18 protein-coding genes and 1 pseudogene are annotated in these 21,869 nt (G+C 70.7%); 9 read left to right on the top strand and 10 right to left on the bottom strand.

Features of this window, described 5'->3' with window-relative positions:
• The first annotated feature begins 6 nt into the window (after window positions 1–6).
• The gene (locus ACLJQM_RS31885; protein WP_410634041.1) at window positions 7–873 is read left to right on the top strand and encodes a YwqG family protein; all 867 of its coding nucleotides are present in this window, start codon (window positions 7–9) and stop codon (window positions 871–873) included.
• A 1-nt stretch (window position 874) separates the two neighbouring features.
• Here ACLJQM_RS31885 and ACLJQM_RS31880 read toward each other — a convergent pair whose 3' ends face one another.
• Window positions 875–1,591 carry a hypothetical protein gene (locus tag ACLJQM_RS31880; RefSeq protein ID WP_360774738.1) on the bottom strand — a complete coding sequence of 239 codons (717 nt, stop codon included), beginning with the start codon at window positions 1,589–1,591 and terminating at the stop codon, window positions 875–877.
• 214 nt (window positions 1,592–1,805) lie between these two features.
• Complete coding sequence (locus tag ACLJQM_RS31875) at window positions 1,806–4,199, bottom strand: Tex family protein (protein WP_247013756.1); 2,394 nt, start codon at window positions 4,197–4,199, stop codon at window positions 1,806–1,808.
• Window positions 4,200–4,341: 142 nt separating this feature from the next.
• On the opposite strand from ACLJQM_RS31875, the gene ACLJQM_RS31870 reads away from it, so the two are divergent.
• Both ACLJQM_RS31870 and ACLJQM_RS31865 read left to right on the top strand, forming a co-directional pair.
• Window positions 4,342–5,844 carry a chitinase gene (locus ACLJQM_RS31870; protein ID WP_410634038.1) on the top strand — a complete coding sequence of 501 codons (1,503 nt, stop codon included), beginning with the start codon at window positions 4,342–4,344 and terminating at the stop codon, window positions 5,842–5,844.
• 176 nt (window positions 5,845–6,020) lie between these two features.
• Window positions 6,021–7,733 carry a BTAD domain-containing putative transcriptional regulator gene (locus ACLJQM_RS31865; protein ID WP_410634037.1) on the top strand — a complete coding sequence of 571 codons (1,713 nt, stop codon included), beginning with the start codon at window positions 6,021–6,023 and terminating at the stop codon, window positions 7,731–7,733.
• Here the strand turns inward: ACLJQM_RS31865 and ACLJQM_RS31860 are convergent.
• Window positions 7,730–8,212, bottom strand: coding sequence for a pyridoxamine 5'-phosphate oxidase family protein (locus ACLJQM_RS31860; RefSeq protein WP_247013750.1), 483 nt, complete (start codon window positions 8,210–8,212; stop codon window positions 7,730–7,732). The two genes, ACLJQM_RS31865 and ACLJQM_RS31860, sit on opposite strands and share 4 nt — an antisense overlap.
• Window positions 8,213–8,270: 58 nt before the next feature.
• Here ACLJQM_RS31860 and ACLJQM_RS31855 point away from each other — a divergent pair, with 58 nt between their 5' ends.
• Window positions 8,271–9,611: a hypothetical protein gene (locus tag ACLJQM_RS31855; RefSeq protein ID WP_410634035.1), complete on the top strand. Its 1,341-nt coding sequence runs from the start codon at window positions 8,271–8,273 to the stop codon at window positions 9,609–9,611.
• On the opposite strand, the gene ACLJQM_RS31850 is transcribed toward ACLJQM_RS31855, so the two are convergent.
• Together ACLJQM_RS31850 and ACLJQM_RS31845 are read right to left on the bottom strand one after the other, a co-directional pair.
• Complete coding sequence (locus ACLJQM_RS31850) at window positions 9,612–11,273, bottom strand: GMC oxidoreductase (RefSeq protein ID WP_410634034.1); 1,662 nt, start codon at window positions 11,271–11,273, stop codon at window positions 9,612–9,614.
• Window positions 11,270–12,739 carry a flavin-containing monooxygenase gene (locus ACLJQM_RS31845; RefSeq protein WP_410634032.1) on the bottom strand — a complete coding sequence of 490 codons (1,470 nt, stop codon included), beginning with the start codon at window positions 12,737–12,739 and terminating at the stop codon, window positions 11,270–11,272. Before ACLJQM_RS31845 ends, ACLJQM_RS31850 begins: the two co-directional genes overlap by 4 nt.
• A 146-nt stretch (window positions 12,740–12,885) precedes the next feature.
• Here ACLJQM_RS31845 and ACLJQM_RS31840 point away from each other — a divergent pair.
• Window positions 12,886–13,089: pseudogene (locus ACLJQM_RS31840) on the top strand (barstar family protein); the annotation flags it as partial.
• Here ACLJQM_RS31840 and ACLJQM_RS31835 read toward each other — a convergent pair.
• Window positions 13,067–14,161, bottom strand: a complete 1,095-nt coding sequence (locus ACLJQM_RS31835; protein WP_410634030.1) for a winged helix DNA-binding domain-containing protein — start codon at window positions 14,159–14,161, stop codon at window positions 13,067–13,069. The pseudogene ACLJQM_RS31840 and the gene ACLJQM_RS31835 overlap by 23 nt on opposite strands.
• 79 nt (window positions 14,162–14,240) lie before the next feature.
• On the opposite strand from ACLJQM_RS31835, the gene ACLJQM_RS31830 reads away from it, so the two are divergent.
• Window positions 14,241–15,329, top strand: a complete 1,089-nt coding sequence (locus tag ACLJQM_RS31830; RefSeq protein WP_410634028.1) for an AraC family transcriptional regulator — start codon at window positions 14,241–14,243, stop codon at window positions 15,327–15,329.
• Here ACLJQM_RS31830 and ACLJQM_RS31825 read toward each other — a convergent pair.
• Window positions 15,220–15,891: a TetR/AcrR family transcriptional regulator gene (locus tag ACLJQM_RS31825; protein ID WP_247013743.1), complete on the bottom strand. Its 672-nt coding sequence runs from the start codon at window positions 15,889–15,891 to the stop codon at window positions 15,220–15,222. The genes ACLJQM_RS31830 and ACLJQM_RS31825 overlap by 110 nt on opposite strands.
• 194 nt (window positions 15,892–16,085) lie before the next feature.
• On the opposite strand from ACLJQM_RS31825, the gene ACLJQM_RS31820 reads away from it, so the two are divergent.
• On the top strand, window positions 16,086–16,397 hold the full coding sequence (locus tag ACLJQM_RS31820) for a hypothetical protein (protein ID WP_247013742.1): 312 nt from the start codon (window positions 16,086–16,088) through the stop codon (window positions 16,395–16,397).
• 1 nt (window position 16,398) lies between these two features.
• On the opposite strand, the gene ACLJQM_RS31815 is transcribed toward ACLJQM_RS31820, so the two are convergent.
• The 3 genes from ACLJQM_RS31815 to paaI are packed head-to-tail and all read right to left on the bottom strand — an operon-like array spanning window position 16,399 to window position 18,679.
• Complete coding sequence (locus ACLJQM_RS31815) at window positions 16,399–16,992, bottom strand: TetR/AcrR family transcriptional regulator (protein WP_360774713.1); 594 nt, start codon at window positions 16,990–16,992, stop codon at window positions 16,399–16,401.
• Window positions 16,989–18,266, bottom strand: coding sequence for a phenylacetate--CoA ligase PaaK (paaK, locus tag ACLJQM_RS31810; protein ID WP_410634027.1), 1,278 nt, complete (start codon window positions 18,264–18,266; stop codon window positions 16,989–16,991). The genes ACLJQM_RS31815 and paaK overlap by 4 nt, the downstream gene beginning before the upstream one ends.
• The gene (gene paaI, locus ACLJQM_RS31805; RefSeq protein ID WP_360774708.1) at window positions 18,263–18,679 is read right to left on the bottom strand and encodes a hydroxyphenylacetyl-CoA thioesterase PaaI; all 417 of its coding nucleotides are present in this window, start codon (window positions 18,677–18,679) and stop codon (window positions 18,263–18,265) included. The genes paaK and paaI overlap by 4 nt, the downstream gene beginning before the upstream one ends.
• A 169-nt stretch (window positions 18,680–18,848) precedes the next feature.
• On the opposite strand from paaI, the gene paaZ reads away from it, so the two are divergent.
• Both paaZ and paaA read left to right on the top strand, forming a co-directional pair.
• The gene (paaZ, locus tag ACLJQM_RS31800; protein ID WP_410634026.1) at window positions 18,849–20,879 is read left to right on the top strand and encodes a phenylacetic acid degradation bifunctional protein PaaZ; all 2,031 of its coding nucleotides are present in this window, start codon (window positions 18,849–18,851) and stop codon (window positions 20,877–20,879) included.
• Window positions 20,876–21,808: a 1,2-phenylacetyl-CoA epoxidase subunit PaaA gene (gene paaA, locus ACLJQM_RS31795; RefSeq protein WP_410634024.1), complete on the top strand. Its 933-nt coding sequence runs from the start codon at window positions 20,876–20,878 to the stop codon at window positions 21,806–21,808. Before paaZ ends, paaA begins: the two co-directional genes overlap by 4 nt.
• Window positions 21,809–21,869 lie beyond the last annotated feature (61 nt).

Below are 21,869 nucleotides of genomic sequence, written 5' to 3'. Positions count from 1 at the left end.
GTCCCGGTGACGTCTTGGAGAGATCGACTCAGCGCCCTCGCCGACGAGTGGCTGCCCCCCGAGGTGGCTGCCGCGTGGGCCGGGCTGTTCCGGCCGGGCATCCGGCTGGTTTCCGAAGGGCCGGGCCCTCGCGTGGGCCGGCTGGGCGGGGCACCGGTGCTGCCTGAGGACGTGCCGTGGCCCGAGTGGCCGGGGCGCGGGCCGCTCGACTTCCTGGCGGCGGTGGACTGCGCCGCGCTGCCGCGGGAGTTCCTGAGCATTCCGCTGCCGGCGGCGGGCACGCTCCTGTTCTTCTCCTTCGACGCCGACCGCCGGGAGTCGGACGACACCCCGATGCTCGAAGACGCAGAGGCGAGCCGGGTGGTCTTCGTGCCCGCGGGAGTCCCGGCCGCCGAGCGGGCGGCCCCCGACGGCGTCGACCCCTACCCGGCGCGGGACCTCTTCGGCGAGGTCGTGGCCACGGCCCCGGAGCAGGAGCACATCCTGCTCGACCAGACCGAGACCGCGAGCGGCGAGACCCTGGCCGAGGCGGCCGAGATGGTGGAGCTGCCGGGGGAGTACGTCGGCGCCGAGGTCTTCGGCCAGCTGGTCTGGCAACTGCACGAAAAGGGCCCGCACCACCAGATCGGCGGGTTCGCCGCCCCCGTGCAGGGCGCCGTGGAGATCGAGGTCGCGGCGAACGTGCTCGGCGGCCACCAGGACCCCGGTCTGGTCGAGGAGGCGGCCCGCTGGGTGCTGCTCGCCCAGCTCGACAGCGACGACGACGCCGGCATGATCTGGGGCGACGCCGGGATGCTGTATTGGGTGATCCGGGCCGAGGACCTCGAAGCGGGCCGCTTCGACCGGGCGAGGTGCACCCTGCAGTGCGGGTGACTCAGCGCTTGTGGACGAAGTACACCTTGTCCCCGCCGACGGACCCGACCTGGATGGTCAGGTCGCCCGGGGCGTCCACAAAGGCGATGCGGTAGGTGAGTTCCTTGCCGGGCAGGATGTCCTGGCTGGGAGAGCCCTCGAAGTCCGTGTCGTAGACCTGCTCGGCGGTGGTGCTGCCGGCCGTCGCCTGCATGATGAGCATGGCCGCCGACCACGGCTTGGCGGAGTGGTTCGCGAGGGTGACCTGGAAGCTGGTGGCCGGCGCGTTCTGCTTCGGCGCGGCGACGTCGCTGGTCGTGAAGGCCTTGGCGTCGGCGATGGTGATGTCGACGTCGGTGCCGCGGTGGGTCTGCCCGATCGAGTACGTCTGGCCGCTCGCGTTGTCGTCGGTGGCGGGCAGCCCGAGCTTGTCCTTCAGGTCTTCGACGGCGGCGTTCTGCGCGATGACGGTGAACACGATCGCCAGGACGCTGAGTACGACGCCGATGGCGGCGAGCACCTTCTTGCTGCCGAAGAGGGCGATCACGCCGAGCACGAACCCGACGCCGGCGACGACGGCGGTGAGGTTGTTGAGGAAGATGACCGGCGAGCCGACCACCCCGACGATGCCGAGGATCACCGCGCTCCACGCGAGCGCGGCGAACTTCGCGGGCTTCTTGACGGGCATCGGGGCCGGGTACGGGTAGCCGGCCGGGGGCGGCGAGTACGGAGCGGTCATGGCGGCGTCTCCCGGGTTCGGGCGGAAAATCCCCGGCGTGCGGGGCTGAACGGTGAATAGTTCGGCCCGCTGTCGCGCAGCGTTACGATCTCCGGTCCGCCGTATCCGTTCCGTCACCAATGTTGCGCCGACCGGGTGATTGCTCTCCCGAAACGCCGTGAAGGCCGTCTTGAGGAACTTCGAGTTCCTCAAGACGGCCTTCACGAACCTCGCGCTACTTGTTGCCGAACCCGGCCCGGCGAAGGGCATCCGCCATCGAGCCGCTGCCGCCTCCGGAGTTCCCGCCCCGGCTGCCGCCACCGCCGCCACCGCCCCGCTGACCGCCGCCCGAGCCGGAACCGCCGCGGCGCTGACCGCCACCGCCGCCGCCCTGGCCGCGGTCGCGCTGGCCGCCCCCTCCGCCGCCGCGATTGCCCGACGGGGCGCCCGGCTCGTCGTCCAGGCGCAGCGTCAGCGAGATGCGCTTGCGCGGCACGTCGACGTCCAGCACCTTCACCTTCACGATGTCGCCGGGCTTCACGACCTCGCGCGGATCCTTCACGAAGTTCTTCGACAGCGCCGAAACGTGCGCCAGGCCGTCCTGGTGCACGCCGACGTCGATGAACGCGCCGAACGCCGCCACGTTCGTCACCACACCCTCCAGCCGCATGCCCGGCTTGAGGTCGCCGATCTTGTCGACACCCTCCGCGAACGTCGCCGTCTTGAACGCCGGGCGCGGGTCGCGGCCCGGCTTGTCCAGCTCGGCGAGGATGTCCGTCACCGTCGGGAGGCCGAACGTGTCGTCGACGAAGTCCGCCGGCTTCAACGACGACAGCGTCCGCGTGTTGCCGATCAGCGAGCGCAGGTCCGTGCCGGTCGTCGACAGGATCCGCCGGACCACCGGGTACGCCTCCGGGTGCACCGACGACGAGTCGAGCGGGTCGTCGCCGTCCGGGATGCGCAGGAAGCCCGCGCACTGCTCGAAGGCCTTCGGGCCGAGGCGCGCGACCTCCTTCAGCGCCGTCCGCGAGCGGAACGGCCCGTTCGTGTCGCGGTGCGAAACGATGTTCTCCGCCAGCCCCGTCGTGATGCCCGAGACGCGGGTCAGCAGCGGCGCCGAAGCCGTGTTCACGTCCACGCCGACCGCGTTCACGCAGTCCTCGACCACCGCGTCCAGCGAGCGCGACAGCGAAACCTCGGACAGGTCGTGCTGGTACTGCCCGACGCCGATCGACTTCGGGTCGATCTTGACCAGCTCGGCCAGCGGGTCCTGCAGCCGCCGGGCGATCGAGACCGCGCCGCGCAGCGAGACGTCCATGTTCGGCAGCTCGGCCGAAGCGAACGCCGACGCCGAATACACCGACGCGCCCGCCTCGGACACGATCGCCTTCGTCAGCTTCAGCTCGGGGTGCTTCTTGATCAGCTCGATCGCGAGCTTGTCCGTCTCGCGCGACGCCGTGCCGTTGCCGATCGAGATCAGGTCGACCTTGTGCCGCGCGCACAGCGCCGCGAGCTCGGCGATCGACTGGTCCCACTTGTTCGCCGGCTGGTGCGGGTAGATGACGTGGGTGTCGACGACCTTGCCGGTCGCGTCCACGACGGCCACCTTGACGCCGGTGCGGAAGCCCGGGTCGAGGCCCATCGTGGCGCGGGTGCCGGCCGGCGCGGCGAGCAGCAGGTCGCGCAGGTTGGACGCGAACACGCGCACGGCGTCGTCCTCGGCCGCCTGGCGCAGCCGCATCCGCAGGTCGATGCCCAGGTGCAGGAGGATCTTGGTGCGCCACGCCCAGCGCACGGTGTCGCCGAGCCACTTGTCGCCCGGGCGGCCCTGCTGCGAGATGCCGAACTTCGCGGCGATGCGCGCCTCGTAGTCGGTCGGCCCGACCTGCGGCTCGTCGGTCGGCTCGTCCGGCGACATGGTGAGGTCGAGGACCTCCTCCTTCTCGCCGCGCAGCATCGCGAGGATCCGGTGCGAGGGGAGCTTGGTGTAGGGCTCGGAGAAGTCGAAGTAGTCGGAGAACTTGGCGCCGTCCTCCTCCTTGCCCGCGCGGACCTTGGCGACGAGGTGGCCCTGGCCCCACATCTTCTCGCGCAGTTCGCCGATCAGGTCGGCGTCCTCGGCGAAGCGCTCGACGAGGATCGCGCGGGCGCCGTCGAGGGCGGCCTGCGCGTCCGCGACGCCCTTGTCGGCGTCGACGAACACCGCGGCCGCGGCCTGCGGGTCGGTCGCCGGGTCGCTCAGCAGGCCGTCGGCCAGCGGCTCGAGACCCGCTTCGCGCGCGATCATGGCCTTCGTGCGGCGCTTCGGCTTGTACGGGAGGTAGATGTCCTCCAGCCGCGACTTCGTGTCCGCGGCGAGGATCGAGGCCTCGAGGGCCTCGTCCAGCTTGCCCTGGCTCCGGATGGACTCGAGCACGGCGAGCCGCCGCTCGTCGAGTTCCCGCAGGTAGCGCAGGCGCTCTTCGAGCGTGCGCAGCTGCGCGTCGTCGAGCATGCCGGTGACTTCCTTGCGGTAGCGCGCGATGAAGGGCACGGTCGACCCGCCGTCGAGCAGGTCGACGGCGGCCTTGACCTGTCCTTCGCGCACGCCCAGTTCTTCGGCGATCTTCTGCTCGACCGACACGCTCACTCCAACACGCTCCCGCTTCGCCTGGCTTCGATCGTCACATTCTGCCGTTTCCGCCGCCCCGACTTTCGGATGGGGCTCCTTGACAATCAGATTGGTCTAGTCCATTTTGTGGTGACCTGCCTCACCACAGCGGAGGTCTTCCGTGGTCCCCAAGGTTCGCATCGCTCTGCTTTCGTTACTTTCCGTGGTCACGCTGAGTCTCGGTGTGACGTTCGTGCTCGCCGGCAGCGCTTCGGCGGCGAACATCCTGGCCAACCCCGGCTTCGAAGCCGGTACTTCGGGCTGGACCTGCACCACCGCGCCGACCGCGGTGAGCACCCCGGTGCACAGCGGGAGCCGCGCGCTGAGCGCGTCGCCGTCGTCGTCGGACAACGCGCAGTGCTCGCAGACGCTCACCGTCTCGGCGAACACCGCGTACAAGCTGTCGGCCTGGGTCCAGGGCAGCTACGTCTACCTTGGCGTCTCCGGTTCGGCGACGACCAGCACGTGGACGCCGGGCACCAGCGGCTACCAGCAGCTGTCGCTGAACTTCACGACCGGCTCGAGCACGTCGCTGACGGTGTACCTGCACGGCTGGTACGGCCAGCCGACCTACTACGCCGACGACGTCAACCTCGACGGCCCGGGCACCCCGCCGCCGATGACCCCGACGACGCCGACCACCCCCACGACGCCGACGACGCCGACGACGCCGACGACCCCGCCCACCACGACCACCCCGCCGACGACGACCACGCCGCCGCCGACCCAGGGTGACCTGCCGAAGCACGTCCTCACCGGCTACTGGCAGAACTTCTACAACGGCGCGAAGGCGCTGAAGCTGGCGGACGTCCCGACGAAGTACAACATCATCGCCGTGTCGTTCGCCGACGCCACCGGCTCGCCGGGCGCGGTGAGCTTCACGCTCGACTCCGGTCTGTCTTCGCAGCTCGGCGGCTACACCGACGCGCAGTTCAAGGCGGACGTCAAGACGGTCCAGGCGCGCGGCCAGAAGGTCATCATCAGCGTCGGTGGCCAGAACGGCACGATCAGCGTCAGCGACTCGACCTCGGCGAACAACTTCGCCAACAGCATCAAGTCGCTGATCTCGAACTACGGCTTCGACGGCGTCGACATCGACCTCGAGAACGGCATCAACGCCACCTACATGGGCCAGGCGCTGCGCAGCATCCACAACGGCGGCGGCAAGGTCATCACGATGGCGCCGCAGACGATCGACATGCAGTCCACGCAGGGCGGCTACTTCCAGCTCGCGCTGAACATCAAGGACATCCTCACGATCGTCAACATGCAGTACTACAACTCCGGCTCGATGCTGGGCTGCAACGGCAACGTCTACTCCCAGGGCACGGTCGACTTCCTGACCGCGCTGGCCTGCATCCAGCTGCAGGGCGGCCTGCGCGCCGACCAGGTCGGGCTCGGGCTGCCGGCGTCGTCACAGGCGGCGGGCGGCGGTTACCAGGCACCGGCCAACACGGTCTCGGCGCTGAACTGCCTGGCCAAGGGCACGTCGTGCGGCTCGTTCAAGCCGTCGGCGACCTACCCGGCGATCCGCGGCGCGATGACGTGGTCGATCAACTGGGACGCGACGAACAGCTACGCGTTCGCCAACACGGTCTCGGCCGGGCTCGCGGGCCTGCCGTAACCGTTCTCGCCATGAAGGGGCCCTTCCGGACCAGGTCCGGAAGGGCCCCTTCATGACACCCCCAGCCGGGCGCGCGCCGTCCCCTCGGCACCCGCGCCTGCGCCGCTTACACTGCCGGACGCGGCGTGTGCGAACGTTGCGGAATCGTGGAATCCGCAGGTCGGGGAGGGAGTGCGGTGATCAGCTACAGCGTGCTCGGCACCCTCGAAGCCGAGTCCGGCGGCACGCTCCTCGACGTCGGCCACGCGCGGCGGCGCTACGTCCTCGCGGCGCTGCTGGCCGAGCCGAACCGGCCGGTGCCGCTCGACCAGCTCGTCACGCGCGTCTGGGGCGCGAGCCCGCCGCACCGGGCGGCCGCGACGGTCCGCAGCTACCTTTCGCGGCTGCGCGCCGCCGGGTGCGCGATCGACCGCACCGCGCACGGCTACCTGCTGCGCGTCGACCTGGACGCGCTCGACCTGCACCGGTTCCGGGAGAAGGTGGCGCTCGCGCGCGCCGCGGCGGGCGACGTCACCGCGGCCGCGCTGTTCGACGACGCGCTGGCGCTGTGGCGGGGCGAACCGTTCGCCGGGCTGGATTCGCCGTGGCTGACCGGGGTCCGGGAGGGCCTGGAAGCCGAGCGGCACGCGGCCCGGCTGGACCGCAACGACGTCTCGCTGCGGCTCGGGCGGCACGCGGCGCTGCTGGCGAAGCTGCCCCGGGCCGCCGCGGACCACCCGTTCGACGAGCGGCTGGCCGGCCAGCTGATCCTCGCCTACTACCGAAGCGGCCGGCAGGCGGACGCGCTGGCGCACTTCGAGCGCGTCCGGCGGCGGCTGGCGGGCTCACTCGGCGCGGACCCGGGCCAGGCGCTGCGGGAGCTGCACCGCCGGATCCTGGCCGGTGACCCCGAACTGGACGCGCCGCTCGCGCGGGCCGGCGCCCGGACCGGGTCCCTGATCGAGCTGGCCGCGATCCGCGCGGTCGCGACGTTGCTGATCGTGGCGCGCGAAGGCGACTTCGAGGCCGCGGCGTGGCGGGTCCGTAGCACGGCCGACGCGCTGGAGAAGGAGATCGGCGAGCTGGAAGCCGAAATCGGCGGCGCGCTGGTGGTGTCCGGCGAGGGCGGCGTCCGGCTGACGGAGCTGGGGGAGCGGCTGCGCACGGGCGCCCGCGCGGGCGTGGCCGAGCTGGCGGCGATCTTCACCGAGACCCGGCTGGCCGAGCGCCGCATCGGCGGCCGCCTGCGCGTGGGCTACGTGGCGAGCCTCGGCGGCGACCTGGTGACGCGGGTGACGACCGAGTTCGAACGCCGCCACCCGGCGTGCCGCGTCACCCTGACCCCGACCCGCATCGGCCAGCGCTGGAACGAAACGGACCTGCTCGCCGAGGGCGACCTCGACCTGGTGCTGCACTGGTCCCCGGGCGGCGACACGCGCTCGTTCGCGCAACCCAACCTGCGCACCGGCCCGGCGCTGCTGACGGTGCCCCGCGGCCTCCTGCTGCGCGACGACCACCCGCTCGCCTCGCGCACGACGGTCAGCCTGGAGGACCTCGCGGACCACCGGCTGCTCGACCCGGGCAAGGCCCTCAACCCGGTGGCGCGCGACCTGTGGGCCCCGCCGGTCACGCCGTCGGGCCGCCCGATCCCCCGCACGGAGGAGGACGTCCCGCAGCTGATCGGCCGCACCCGCATCGGCGCGGAGGACATGCTTTCCCTGGTGGCGCGCGGCATCGGCCTGCACATCTCGGTGGTCTCGCTGCTGGAGCGCTACCCGTTCCCGGGGCTGAAGGTGATCCCGGTGCCGGACATCCCGCCGATGCTCGCGGTCCCGGTGTGGCGCGCGTCGGAGGAGAACGAAGCGATCCGCGCGTACGTCTCGGTGGCCGCGGAACTGTCGGCGGGCTAGCCGTTCTTGCGGCGGACCAGCTCTTCGACGGCGCTGGGCAGGGTGGTTTCGAAGTCGATCAGCTTGGCCCACGACGGTGTGACCTTGATCCGCACCATGCCGTCGGCGTAGAGATCGCGGACCTCGGCTTCCCAAGCGGCGGCCTGCTCCGGCGGCATTCCGGCGGCCTGCCGCAGGAACTCGGCGGGGAGGTCATCGAGCGCCTCCTGGGTGCTGTTCCCGCGGATCAGCAGGATCTTGGGCGGCTGCGCTTCGGTGTCGATCGTCAAGGCGACGGCGGGATTCTTCCGCAGCGACCGGACTTTCGCGGCGTTTTTGGCCGTGCAGAGAACGAATTCCGCACCGTTCCAGGTGAACCCGATCGGAACCACCCGCGGCGTCCCATCTCCGGCGACATAACCGAGCCGAGCGATGGTCCGGGCGAGGAGTTCCTGGCTGGCGGGGCGGTTCAGGACGTCGATGACCTCGTTGGGCTGCACGGAGGCGAGCTTAGCGAGAATTGCTCGTGGGCGGCTGGATGTGCCAGGCTCTGCGACCGTGACTCCTTCGGACGCGGAGCAGGATGACGAGCTGGCCCCGGAGTTGCGGGAGATCGCCGATCGTGCGCACGCTGCCGGGCTGAAGGTGTGGACCCTGCGCTGGAACGCTCACCCGGCCGTAGCGATCGTCGGCGAGCCGGAACTGCAGATCGGCTTTCCCGCTGGCCGCATGCCGCGGAAGGTGCAAATATCGAGGCGCGACGCGCCGGACTGGGCTTCGACCGACTTCGCGGACTGGGTTTTCCTCGGCGACTACGACGCTTTCCTCGACCGTTCGTCCGGCACGGTGGTCGCTGCCCTTGACCACCGTGCCGTCGGATTTGGTCTCGGCCTGAAGAAGATCCCGGGTCTGGCGCCCATGGCGGAGGACGACCCGGATCTGACCCCGCGAGAGGACGAGGAGCCGGCTAGGATCGAATTCCGCGAACCGGTCAGGTTGTGTGTCGAACACCCGTCGGTGGAGGGGCTGTCGATCACGATCCAGCGGCCGCCACCGAGGGCGTTGCGAGTGGCTTGCCGGGCATATCCCAGCTCGTGGGGCGTGGTGATCACCGGTGTCACGACGGAACGGCACGACCAGGCACTACGGCTGCTTCAGGAGATCTCCACCTCGTTCTTCATCGACCTCGACCTGAGCTACGGCTTCGCGTTCCGGCTCAAGAAGGACATCCGTGTCGAGTTCGCTTCCGAGCCGAGCGAAGAAGAGCCGTCATCGACTAAGATGCCGCGGTTTCCCGTACTCAAGCACAATGACGACGCCGCGTCCTTATACCTCTACGCGCGCGCGTTGGTGTCGGCACCGTTGCTGGCGTATCTCGCGTACTACCAGGTGCTCGAGTTCTTCATGCCCAAGTACGCCCGAGTGGCTGCCGTCCAGAAGCTCCGCGATGTGCTCAGGGACCCCCGCTTCGACCACGACGACGATATCGCGCTCGGCCGGGTGATCGAGATGGTCAACGACACCGACCGGATCGCGGGCACCGAGCGTGAGCAGTTGAAGGCAACTGTGACGCGTTGCCTCGACGCCGGTGCGCTCCTCGACTACCTCGAATCCCACCCGCGCGGAACCGCCGCGATGGCCGACAAGAAGCGGATCGCCGACATCCGACTGCTCAACCCCAAAGACACCAGCGCGTCACTCGTCGAGCAGGTCGCCGACCGGATCTACGACCTGCGCTGCAGGATCGTCCACGGCAAGGAAGGCGGAAACGGCCGAGGAGAGCCGTTGCGTCCCTTCGGAAGGGAGTCGAAACTGCTCACCTACGACCTCGACCTCATCCGGTTCGTGGCCCAGCGCGTCCTGATCACCTCGAGCGGCCCCGCCACCTGGGGCCGCTGATCACCGCTCCACCACCGGCAACCGCAGCGCTCCCGGCGCGTCCGACGGCACCGCCGGGTTCTTCGGCGCCACCGCCGCCACTCGCCGGTACTCCGCGCCCAGTTCCGGGCGTGGGTCCGCCTCCCCGCGGTTGGGCCAGAACGCCATCGCCCGCTCCGCCTGCGCCGTGATCGTCAGCGACGGATTGACACCCAGGTTCGCCGTGATCGCCGAGCCGTCCACCACGTGCAGTCCCGGGTACCCGTACAGCCGCTGGTACGGGTCGACGACGCCCGTCGAAGGGGAGTCGCCGATCGTGCAGCCGCCGATGAAGTGGCCCGTGATCGGGATGTTCGCCATGTCCGTCCACGCGCCTTGCGGGAGGCCGCCGATCTTCTCCGCCACCCGGCGGGTCACCTCGTGGCCCGCCGGGATCCACTCCGGCGACGGCGAGCCCGCTCCCTGGCGGGTCGTCATGCGGCGGCCGAACAGCCCGCGTTTCGTGTACGTCGTCACGGAGTTGTCGAGCGTCTGCATCACCAGCAGCCCGATCATCCGCTCCGACCAGTGGCGCGGGTTGTGGATCCGGAGCAGGTCGCGGCGAGAACGCCACAGCTCGCGCAACCCCAGCACCCAGCGGCGACGCCCGGGCGAGCCGTCCACCAGGACCGTCGCCATCAGGCCCATCACGTTGCTGCCGCGGCCGTACCGCACCGGCTCCACGTGCGTGACCTCGTCCGGGTGGATCGACGATGTGATCGCGACGCCGCGCGTGTAGTCCGTGTCGCCGCGCAACGACCGCGCCGCCAGCACCGCTTCGGAGTTCGTCCGCGCCAGGAGCCCGAGCCGCGGCGACAGCGAAGGCAGCGTCCCGTTGTCCCGCAGCCGGTGCAGCAGCCGTTGCGTGCCCAGCGCGGCCGCGGAGAACACCACCTGCTGCGCGGTGAACGTCCGGCGCGAGCGGCGGCCGGTGCGGACCGTGTCCACCGCGTACCCGCCGTCGACCGGACGGACCGACACCGCCGTCGTCAGCGGGTGGACCACCGCGCCCGCCTGTTCGGCCAGGTAGAGGTAGTTCTTGACGGTCGTGTTCTTCGCGCCGACGCGGCAGCCGGTCATGCACTCGCCGCACAGCGTGCACGACTGGCGTGCCGGGCCCGCGCCGCCGAAGAACGGGTCCACCCCGGACTGTCCGAAGTAGACGCCGACCGGCGTGCGGCGGTACGTGTGCCCGATGCCCATGTCGTCGGCCACCTCGCGAAGCACCCGGTCCGCGGGCGTCGTCGCCGGGTTCTCGACCACGCCGAGCATCCGCTTCGCCTGGTCGTAGTACGGCGCCAGCTCGGCCTTCCAGTCCGTGATGTGCGCCCACTGCGGGTCTTCGTAGAACTTGTCCGGGGGCTCGTACAGCGTGTTCGCGTACACCAGCGAACCACCGCCGACGCCGGAACCGCTCATCACGAAGGTGTTCTTCAGCAGCGTCAGCCGCTGGATGCCGAAACAGCCCAGCGCGGGCGCCCACAGGTACCTCCGCAGCCGCCACGACGTCTTCGCGAACTCGTCGTCGGCGAACCGGCGTCCGGTCTCCAGCACGCCGACGCGGTAACCCTTCTCGGTCAGCCGCAACGCCGTCACGCTGCCGCCGAAGCCCGAGCCGATCACGAGGACGTCGTAGTCCGTCACGCCACTGCTCCCATGCGGTAGTCCGCGGGGTCGAGCCGCCGGGTCCGGCGGTCGTACTCGGTGACCAGGCCGGGCCAGTTCGTCGTGACGCGGCCGTCGGCCTGGCGGTACCAGCTCGTGCAGGCGCTCCACACGCTGTGGCCCAGGCGCTTCTGCACTTCGTCGTCGTAGCGCTGCTCGACTTCGGGCCGGACGTCCAAATAGGACACGCCGGGACGCGCGAGCTGCTCCACCGCCTGCCGGATGTACCGGGCCTGGCGCTCGATCATGTAGATGATCGACCCGGCGCCGAGGTTGGTGTTGGGGCCGTAGACGCAGAACAGGTTCGGGAACCCGGGCACGGCCATGCCGAGGTACGCCCGCGCGCCGCCGGACCACTCGTCCTGCAGCGATCGCCCGCCGAGGCCGGTCACCGACAGCCGGCCGAGGAACTCCGTCGCGGCGAACCCGGTGCCGTAGACCAGGACGTCCGCTTCGAGCTCGGTCCCGTCCTCGACCCGCACGCCCTTCTCGGTGATCTCGGTGATCCGCCGCGTCTCGACGTCGACGTTCGGCTGGGCGAGCGCGGGCAGGTAGTCGTTGGTGAAGAGGATCCGCTTGCAGCCCAGGGGATAGGACGGCGTCAGCTTCGCGCGCAGCTCCCGGTCCTTGATGTGGCGGCGGCGCAGCTGCGCGGTCCGCAGCTCGAACATCTTCGCCAGCACGGGGTGTTTCGTCATCGCGTAGGTCGCGTACTCGGCGAGCAGGAAGATCCGCAGCCGACCGAGCAGCTGCGTGGGCGGCAGGTGCTCGAAGAGCCAGTGCTGCCACGGCCGGTAGCTCGGATCGGACTTCGCCATGACGTACGGCGGCGTCCGCTGGAAGACGGTGACGTGCTGGGCGCGCTTGCGCAGTTCGGGCACGAACTGCACGGCACTGGCCCCGGTCCCGATCACGGCGACGCGCTTGCCGGTCAGGTCGACGTCGTGGTCCCACCGCGCGGAGTGGAAGGCGTCACCGGCGAAGTTCTCGCGGTTGGGGATGGCGGGCAGCACCGGCCGCGACAGCTGCCCGACGGCGGGGACGAAGACGTTCGCTTCGTAGGTCTCGCCGTCTTCGGTCTCGACGCGCCAGAGCCCGCGCGTTTCGTCGAAGGCGGCGGAGGTGACCTCGGTCCGGTACCGGATGTGCGGCTCGAGCCCGTACTTGGCGATGACGCCGCGCAGGTAGGCGAGGATGTCCGGCTGGTGCGAGAACCGCTTCGGCCACCGCGGGTTGGGCTCGAAGGAGAAGGAGTACAGCGGCGACGGGATGTCACAGGCGGCGCCGGGGTAGGTGTTGTCGCGCCAGACCCCACCGGCCTCGGCGGCGCTCTCCAGGATCGTGAAGTCGGTGAACCCGGCGCGCCGCAGTTCGATCGCCGTCCCGATCCCGCCGAACCCGGTGCCCACGATCAGCACCGACGGCCCCTTCGCCGAACTACTCATGCAGGGGAAGTTACGCATCGGGAGGCTGTGACAACAGGACACGATCGGTCACTCGATCGAGATTTCCGGCCACGATGGGATCGAGACCGAGCTGAGCCCGCTTCGGCTCGACATCGCCGAGTGGGTTCCCGCGCGGTGGCCGCCACGCGGACCTCACGAGCTTCTCCTGCGCGCTCGGTGAAGCGGTGAACGGCCCGGGCGGGTACTTCGGCCGGAACCTCGACGCGCTCGCCGACTGCCTGAGAGGCGGTTCCGGTGCGACCGCCCCATTCACCGTCGTGGGCCCCGAGGTGCCGCGGGTCCGCGAAGTGCTCGAAGCCGCCGGCGTCACGCTGCGGCCAGCACCCTGACCTCCTGGGCCTCCGCGGCCGGCTCGGCCCAGCTCATCAGCTGCCCGGCCGCGCTCTCCAACGCCGCCAAGTCGCGCTTCGGCAGCTTCTCGAACGGCGTCAGCTCCACGACCGCCGCCTTCTTCGCCGTCTTGATCTCCCAGAACCCGCGGACGTACCCGCCCACCAGCAAGGTCCCCTTCACCAGCCCGTTCTGCGTGATCACCCGCTTGCGGTAGTCGTCCGAAACCACCCGGGTCCGGTCCGCGTACGACAGGATCGTCTGGTCGAACGGCCCCAGCAGCCGCGGCGGGGCCGGCACGTCGGGGTCCGGCACCGACAGCTCCGGCAGGTCGAGCAGCTCCCGGCCGTCCGGATCGCGGTAGCGCCGCAGGTCCATCGACGCCGCCACCTCGCCGAGGCGCGTGATGCCCGCCCACGTCTGGACGTCCGCCACCGACGCCGGGCCGAACGCGCGCAGGTAGCGCGAGATCAGCGAAGCCGGCGAAGGGGGCGAGAGCGGCGAGCCCACCCACTCCTCCAGGCACGCGTACGTCGTCTGCCCCGCTTTGCCCCAGATCGCACGCGGCGGGGTCTGCACCAGCGGCAGCCGCCCCCGTGCCAGGTGGGTCAGCGACGCCGCGGGCGCGTCCCACCGCCGCGCGAGCTCCGCGCCCAGGGCCGTGCTCGACAGCGGCGAGCGTGCGAGCAGCTCCCGCGCTGCCGCGGCGACCTCGGTGTGGTCCAGCCCCGCCAGCGGAGCCGCGTGCTGGGTGTTCGACTTCAGGTCGCGCTCGTAGAGCACCTGGACCACCGGGCGCCACGCCAAGGCGTCCGCCGCCGTCACCAGGTGGACCGTGCCGCGCATCAGCGCGATCCGGACCACCTGCCTGCTCTCCAGCAGCGAAGCCAGCTCCGCCGGCCGGAAACCGTGCAGCCGCGGCCACAGCGCGTAGTACGGCGGGAACGGCGCCTGCGCCTGGAGCCCTGCCAGGTGTTCCACCGCTTCGAAAGCGGACATCTTCGCGCGGCGGAGCAGCAGCTGGCGCTCCAGCGTCGCCCGGTTCAGGGCCCGTCGGCTCAAGGTCTCCACGGCGCTCACCCTAACGATCACCCCGGACAGTTCCGGTCCTCGATTGCACGCGGATAGCGCGTGATCCATACTTCCGGCCATGGCCGAGCTCGCCGCGCCCGCCGTCGGGGACTGGGACTTCCCACGCGGCACCGCGAGCATCGAACTGATGACCCGGTTCGCCGCCGAACGCGGCCTGCCCGCCGAAAAGCTGCTCGCCGCCACAACGCTGTCGCCGGAGCTGCTCACCGACGCCGGCGTCCAGGTCGACGCCCGCCAGGAGCTCGCCGTCGTCCGGGCGCTGAGCGAACTGGACGGTTCGGACGCGACGGCGCTGGAGCTCGGCAGCCGCTACCGCGTCACCACCTTCGGCATCTTCGGCTTCGCCTGCATCAGCAGCCCGACGCTGCGCGACGCGATGCTGTTCGCGCTGCGCTACTTCGACCTCAGTTTCGCCTTCTGCATCCCGCGCGTCACGCTCGAAAGCGACCGCCTGACGCTCGAGCTCGACGACACCCGCGTCCCCGCCGACGTCGCCCGGTTCCTCGTGCTGCGCGACCTGGCCGCCATCTTCACCGTGATGCGCGACCTGCTGCCGGAGATCGCGCTGGACGACCTGAGCTTCCGGCACGAGCAGCCCGGGGTACCGGACGCCTACCTGACGACGTTCGGGCTGCGTCCCCGCTTCGACGCCGACGCCTGCCGCGCGACGCTCGACCCGGAGCTGCTGCTGCTCCCGCTGCCGCAGGCCAACGACCAGACCGTCGCCCTGTGCGCCGCGCAGTGCGAAGCGCTCGTCACGCGGCGGCGGCAGCGCTCGGGCATCTCGCAGCAGGTCCGGGAACGGCTGGTCCGCCTGGGCGGGGTCGACGCCGGGATGGACGAGATCGCCCGCCAGCTCACCCTCAGCACGCGCACGCTGCGCCGTCGGCTCACCGAAGCGGGCACGAGCTACCGGGCACTCGTCGACGAAGTCCGCCACACGCTGGCCGAAGAGCTGCTCGACACCGGCGTGCTGTCGGTCGAGGACGTCGCCTACCGGCTCGGGTACGCCGAGGCGTCGAGCTTCATCTACGCGTTCAAGCGCTGGACCGGGATGACGCCGGCGGCGTTCGCCCGTCGCTTCCGCGCCGCTCGGCAAGCACCGCCGGGTAGGTCAGCTTCAGCAGGTTCAGGATCGAGTCGGTGAGGAAGGTGCGCAGGGCCGCGCGGTCGAGCGTGCCGCGGATCAGCCACTCGCGCGACGCCGCCCGCAGCATCCCGCCGAACGACCGGATCATCGCGCGCAGCTCTTCGCGGCCTTCGGTCACGCCGGTCATCAGCGCGGCCTCCAGGACGCGGTCGGCGGCGATTTCGTCGGCCTCCAGCATGATCCGCTCGATTTCGGGGTCGCGTCCGGCCGACTCGGGCCCGATGACGGTCAGCCACGCGTCGCGGTTGCGGTCCACGACTTCGATCCAGCGCTCGACGCCGATCGCCAGCCGCTGCTCCATCGTGGTGTCCGGCAGCGCTTCGGTGACCGGCGCGGGCACGATCATCAGCTGCCGCACGACTTCCAGGTAGAGCTCGCGCTTCCCGCCGAAGTAGTGGTTGATCAGCGGGCGCGCCACCCCGGCGGCCTCGGCGATGTCCGAAGTGGACACCGACGCGTAGCTGCCCGCCCCGAACAGGCGCCGCGCGGCGGCGAGGATCTCCGCCCGCCGCTCGGCCGGTTCGAGGCGGCGCCGCCGCGGCCGGGTGCCACTGGTCATCCGCTCAGCCTCGCGGGGGATCGGCAGCCTGTCAACAAGTAGTTGACCCCTCGTCAAGAGGAGTGGCTCCGGTGGCGGGCACGGCATGTTTCACGCCGGCCGCCGCCGTTACGCAACCGGAACAACCCGCCGGTAACTCCCCGGCACCCGGATGCGACGAGACGGCAGGGACCCGTGACCGGTGGCAGGAGCCGATGACCGAAGAAGACGCGCCGATCCGGCAGGCCGGACGCTGGGTGAGCGTCCGCCTGCAACATCGCCACGTCAGCTTCGACGAGGGCTTCGAGGTCGAAGAGCCACCGCCGGACGGCGACTGCGCGGACGAGGAATCGCTTTCGTACTCGGGCATCGTGATCACCGGCTACGACGAGGGTGCGAAAGTCTCCGAGCAGTGGATCCCGCTCGGCATCGACCCGTCCGAAGCGGACGACGAACGGCTGATCGAGCAGCTGCGCGAGGCGCTGCTGTGGCAGTCGGGCCGTCCCCCGCGGACCGCGGGCGAGTGACTCACGAGCCGGTGCGCAGGCCCTCGAACGCCACCTTGCAGACCGCGTCCGCGACTTCCTCCGCCGACGAGCCGCGCCGGGGGCGGTACCACTCGATCAGCGAGTTCACCATGCCGAAGACCAGCCGCGCGGTCACCGCCGGGTCGACGTCCGGGCGGAGGTCGCCCTCCGCCACCGCCTGCTTCACCAGGTCCGTCACCAGGCGGTCGAACTCGCGCCGGCGGGTGAGCGCGGCGCGCTCCACCTTCGTGTTGCCGCGCACGCGCAGCAGCAGCGTGACGAACGGGAGCCGGTCGGCGAGGACCAGGACGCTGCCGCGGACCAGGTGCTCCAGCCGGTCGATCGCGGGGCCGTCGAGCCGGTCGGTCGACGCCGCCACCTCGAACAGCCCGTCCAGCGCCCGGTCCACCGACAGCCGCAGCAGTTCTTCCTTGCTGGGCACGTGGTGGTAGATCGCCGACTTCGTGATGCCGAGCTTGCGGGAGAGGTCCTCCATGCTCGTGCCGTCGTAGCCGCGCTCGTTGAACAGCTTCACCGCCACCTGCAGCAGCGATTCGAGGTCGTAGCCGGGGCGCCCGCGGCGGGGCGCGGTCACGGCGTCTCCCGCTGGTCGACGATCCGCCGCATCTTGCCCATCGACCGCTCGAGGGTGTCCGGGTCGACGACGTCCACCGACACGGTCACCCCGACGCCGTCCTTCACCCCGCTCACCAGCGCGGCAGCCGCCGCTTCCCGCACGGAGCCCGGAGCGTCGTGGCGCGCCTCGACCAGCACGGTCAGGTGGTCGAGCCGTCCGCGCGTGGACCGGACGAGCTGGAAGTGCGGGCTCAGCCCTTCGGTCCGCAGCACGATCTCCTCGATCTGCGTCGGGAAGACGTTGACCCCGCGCAGGATGATCAGGTCGTCGGTGCGGCCGGTCACCTTGTCCATCCGTCGGAACGCCGGGCGCGCGGTGCCGGGGCGCAACGCCGTGAGGTCGCGGGTGCGGTAGCGGATGATCGGCAGCGCCTGCTTGGTCAGCGACGTGAACAGCAGCTCGCCGGTTTCCCCGCTGCCCAGGACCTCCTCGGAGTACGGGTCGATCACCTCGGGGTAGAAGTGGTCCTCCCAGATGTGCAGGCCGTCCTTCGTCTCGACGCACTCCTGCGCGACGCCCGGCCCCATCACCTCCGACAGGCCGTAGATGTCGACGGCGTCGAGCGCGAACCGCTCCTCGATCTCCGCGCGCATCTGCTCGGTCCACGGCTCGGCGCCGAAGATGCCCACCTTCAGCGAAGAAGAGCGCGGGTCGACGCCCTGGCGCTCGAACTCGTCGAGCAGCGTCAGCATGTACGACGGCGTGACCATGATGATCTCGGGCCGGAAGTCGGTGATCAGCTGCACCTGCCGCGCGGTCATGCCGCCCGACGCCGGGATCACCGTGCAGCCCAGCTTCTCCGCGCCGTAGTGCGCGCCGAGCCCGCCGGTGAACAGGCCGTAGCCGTAGGCGACGTGCACCTTGTGCCCGGGCCGCCCGCCCGCGGCGTGGATCGACCGGGCCATCACCGTCGCCCAGGTGTCGATGTCCTGCTCGGTGTAGCCGACGACGGTGGCCTTGCCGGTGGTGCCGCTGGAGGCGTGGATGCGCCGGACGTCGGCCTGCGGCACCGCGAACATCCCGAACGGGTAGTTCTCGCGCAGGTCCTGCTTGGTCGTGAACGGGAACTTCGCCAGGTCGGCGAGCTCCTTGCAGTCGTCGGGGTGCACGCCGGCGGCGTCGAACTTCCGCGTGTAGGCGGGCACGTTCGCGTAGGCGTGCCTGAGCGTCCACTGCAGACGTTCCAGCTGGAGGGCGGCCAGTTCGTCCGCGCCGATGTTCGCCTCGATCATGCGTCGCCCCGTTTCGCGGAGATGGCGCGGCTGCGGCCGCGGAATTCGGCGACGACCTCGGGCCCGCCGGGGGTCTCCCGGTGCACGGTGACGTCGTAGATGCCGTTGCGGCCGTAGCGGGTGCGCTCGGTGGCCGTGGCGACGAGGTGGTCGCCGAGCCGGCCGGCCGCGACGAACGAGATTTCGGCGCCCGCGGCCACGGTCACCGGGCCGTGGGTGTTGCAGGCGCAGGCGAACGCGGTGTCGGCGAGCAGGAAGACGTACCCGCCGTGGGCGATGTCGTGGCCGTTGACCATCTCGCGGGTGATCGTCATGGTCGCCACGGCCCGGCCTTCGCCCGCTTCGACGAGTTCGATCCCCAGCGCGCGGGAAGCCTCGTCGGCGGCGAACATGGTGTGCGCGGCGTTGGTCATGTGCTCGCTCTCCAGACTGACCGAATGGACGGTCACCTCGCGGTGTCGCTCAGTAAAGGCAGTGCTCGGGGCCGTGTCAAGCACCGCCCCTTCCGATCTCCGGGGCCAGCGGCTACCATGGCAATTACTGAACGTCCGGTAGGTAATTCGGCGGGAGAGGTCGGACCTGATGGCATTGCTGCGCAGTTACGTCTCCGGGGAGTGGCACACGGCGTCCGGCGAAGGTGTCCCGCTGCACGACGCGGCCACGGGCGAGGAGGTCGCCCGGATCTCGTCGGCGGGCGTCGACTTCGCGGGCGCGCTGGAGTACGGCCGCCGCGTGGGCGGCCCGGCGCTGCGTGAGCTGACGTTCCACCAGCGCGCGGCCCTGCTGAAGGCGCTCGCCTCGCACCTGCGCGAGCACCGCGAAGAGCTGTACGCGCTTTCCGCGCGCACCGGCGCCACGCTGGGTGACTCGAAGTTCGACATCGACGGCGGCATCGGCGTCCTGTTCAGCTACGGCTCGAAGGGCAAGCGCGAGCTGCCGAACGACACCGTCTACGTCGAAGGCGCGGTCGAGCCGCTTTCGCGCGGCGGCACGTTCGTCGCCCAGCACATCGCGACCCCGCTGCGGGGCGTCGCCGTCCAGATCAACGCGTTCAACTTCCCCGTCTGGGGCCCGCTGGAGAAGTTCGCCCCCGCGTTCCTCGCCGGCGTCCCGAGCCTGGTCAAGCCGGCCAGCTCGACGGCGTACCTGACCGCGCGGCTGGTCGAGCTGATCATCGAGTCGGGGATTCTGCCCGAGGGCTCGCTGCAGTTCGTCGCCGGCAGCGTCGGCGACCTGCTCGACCACGTCACCGCGCAGGACCTGGTGTCCTTCACCGGCTCGGCCTCGACCGCGCAGAAGCTGCGGGCGCACCCGGCGATCATCCGCAACGCCGTCCGGTTCAACGCCGAGGCCGACTCGCTGAACTGCTCGATCCTCGGCCCGGACGCGGTCAAGGGCACCACCGAGTTCGACCTGTTCGTCAAGCAGCTGACCAGCGAGATGACGGTCAAGGCGGGCCAGAAGTGCACCGCGATCCGCCGCGCGTTCGTGCCCGCGGAGCTGCTCGACGACGTCGCCGCTGCCGCGTCGGCGCGGCTCGCGAAGGTGACCGTCGGCAACCCGGCGGCCGAGGGTGTCCGGATGGGCGCGCTGGCCAGCCTGGAGCAGCGCGAGGAGGTCCGGCGCTCGCTCAAGGCGCTGCTGGACGCCGGCAGCGTCGTCTTCGGCGACCCGGAGAAGGTCGACGTGGTCGACGCCGACGCCGAGCGCGGCGCGTTCATCTCTCCGGTGCTGCTCAAGGCCGACCCGGAGCGCTCGGAGCCGCACGAGGTCGAGGCGTTCGGCCCGGTCTCGACGCTGATGCCCTACACGTCCACCGAGCAGGTCGTCGACTTCGCCGCGCGCGGCGGCGGCAGCCTCGCCGGGTCCGTGGTCTCCGCGGACAAGGAGTTCGTCCGCGAGGTCGTGCTCGGCGCGGCGCCGTTCCACGGCCGGCTGCTGGTCCTGGACGCCGAGGACGCCAAGGAGTCGACCGGGCATGGCTCGCCGATGCCGCAGCTGGTCCACGGCGGTCCCGGCCGCGCCGGTGGCGGCGAGGAGATGGGCGGCATCCGCGGCGTCCTGCACCACATGCAGCGCACCGCCGTCCAGGGCTCGCCCGGTGTCTTGAGCGCGGTCACCGGGCGCTGGGTCACCGGCGCGCCGCGCACCGAGGGCGACGTCCACCCGTTCCGGAAGTCGCTGGCCGAGCTGCGCATCGGTGACTCGGTCGTCGCCGGGCCGCGGACGGTCAGCCAGGAGGACGTCGACCACTTCGCCGAGTTCACCGGCGACACGTTCTACGCCCACACCGACCCCGAGGCCGCGGCCGCGAACCCGCTGTTCGGCGGGATCGTCGCGCACGGCTACCTCGTCGTCTCGTTCGCGGCCGGGTTGTTCGTCTCGCCCGAGCCGGGCCCGGTGCTGGCCAACTACGGCCTCGAGAACCTGCGGTTCCTGACGCCGGTCAAGGTCGGCGACTCGCTGACCGTGACCCTGACCGCCAAGCAGATCACCCCGCGGATCGACCAGGAGTACGGCGAGGTCCGCTGGGACGCCGACGTCACCAACGCCGACGGCGAGTCCGTCGCAAAGTACGACGTCCTGACTCTCGTGTCGAAGGAGCAGCCGTGACCGCTGTCGCATCCCTCGAGGAGCAGTTCGAAGCCGTCATCGAGCGGGACCAGCGCATCGAGCCGCGCGACTGGGTGCCTGACGGCTACCGCAAGACGATGATCCGGCAGATCGCGCAGCACGCGCACTCGGAGATCATCGGCATGCAGCCCGAAGGCAACTGGATCACGCGGGCGCCGTCGTTGCGGCGCAAGGCGATCCTGCTGGCGAAGGTGCAGGACGAAGCCGGCCACGGCCTCTACCTGTACTCCGCGGCGGCGACGCTGGGCGCGGACCGCGCCGACCTGACCGACAAGCTGATCACCGGTAGGCAGAAGTACTCGTCGATCTTCAACTACCCGACGCTGACCTTCGCCGACGTCGGCGTGATCGGCTGGCTGGTCGACGGCGCGGCGATCTGCAACCAGGTGCCGCTGTGCCGGTCGTCGTACGGGCCCTACGCGCGGGCGATGATCCGCATCTGCAAGGAGGAGTCCTTCCACCAACGGCAGGGTTTCGAGCTGCTGATGACGATGATGAAGGGCACCGATCAGCAGCGGGAGATGGTCCAGGAGGCCGTGAACCGCTGGTGGTGGCCGTCGCTGATGATGTTCGGCCCGCCGGACGCCGACTCGCCGAACACCGCGCAGTCGATGGCGTGGAAGGTCAAGCGGCACACCAACGACGAGCTGCGGCAGCGCTTCGTCGACATGTCGGTCCCGCAGGCTTCCGCGTTGGGGGTCACCTTCCCGGACCCCGACCTGAAGTGGAACGCCGAGCGCGGGCACTACGACTTCGGTGCGGTCGACTGGGACGAGTTCAAGAACGTGCTGAAGGGCAACGGCCCGTGCAACGCGTCGCGGATCGCGCACCGGCGCCGCGCGCACGAAGACGGTGCGTGGGTGCGGGAAGCCGCCGTGGCGCACGCGGAGAAGAAGGAGCGCAAGTGAGCGACCTGACGGCCGAAGGCGGCCACGGCGCCGTCCCGCTGGAGGGCGTGCCCGCCGCACC

The organism is Amycolatopsis sp. cmx-4-83, assembly GCF_046548815.1.
GTDB classification, from domain to species: domain Bacteria; phylum Actinomycetota; class Actinomycetes; order Mycobacteriales; family Pseudonocardiaceae; genus Amycolatopsis; species Amycolatopsis pretoriensis_A.
This window is presented reverse-complemented; position numbering and strand designations above follow the sequence as displayed.

Coding starts and splice junctions, on each gene's coding strand:
- ACLJQM_RS31845 (WP_410634032.1), bottom strand. CDS start 12,739: ATGAGTAGTTCGGCGAAGGGGCCGTCGGTGCTGATCGTGGGCACCGGG.
- paaK (WP_410634027.1), bottom strand. CDS start 18,266: ATGATCGAGGCGAACATCGGCGCGGACGAACTGGCCGCCCTCCAGCTG.
- ACLJQM_RS31830 (WP_410634028.1), top strand. CDS start 14,241: ATGGCCGAGCTCGCCGCGCCCGCCGTCGGGGACTGGGACTTCCCACGC.
- ACLJQM_RS31825 (WP_247013743.1), bottom strand. CDS start 15,891: ATGACCAGTGGCACCCGGCCGCGGCGGCGCCGCCTCGAACCGGCCGAG.
- paaI (WP_360774708.1), bottom strand. CDS start 18,679: ATGACCAACGCCGCGCACACCATGTTCGCCGCCGACGAGGCTTCCCGC.
- paaZ (WP_410634026.1), top strand. CDS start 18,849: ATGGCATTGCTGCGCAGTTACGTCTCCGGGGAGTGGCACACGGCGTCC.
- ACLJQM_RS31880 (WP_360774738.1), bottom strand. CDS start 1,591: ATGACCGCTCCGTACTCGCCGCCCCCGGCCGGCTACCCGTACCCGGCC.
- ACLJQM_RS31820 (WP_247013742.1), top strand. CDS start 16,086: ATGACCGAAGAAGACGCGCCGATCCGGCAGGCCGGACGCTGGGTGAGC.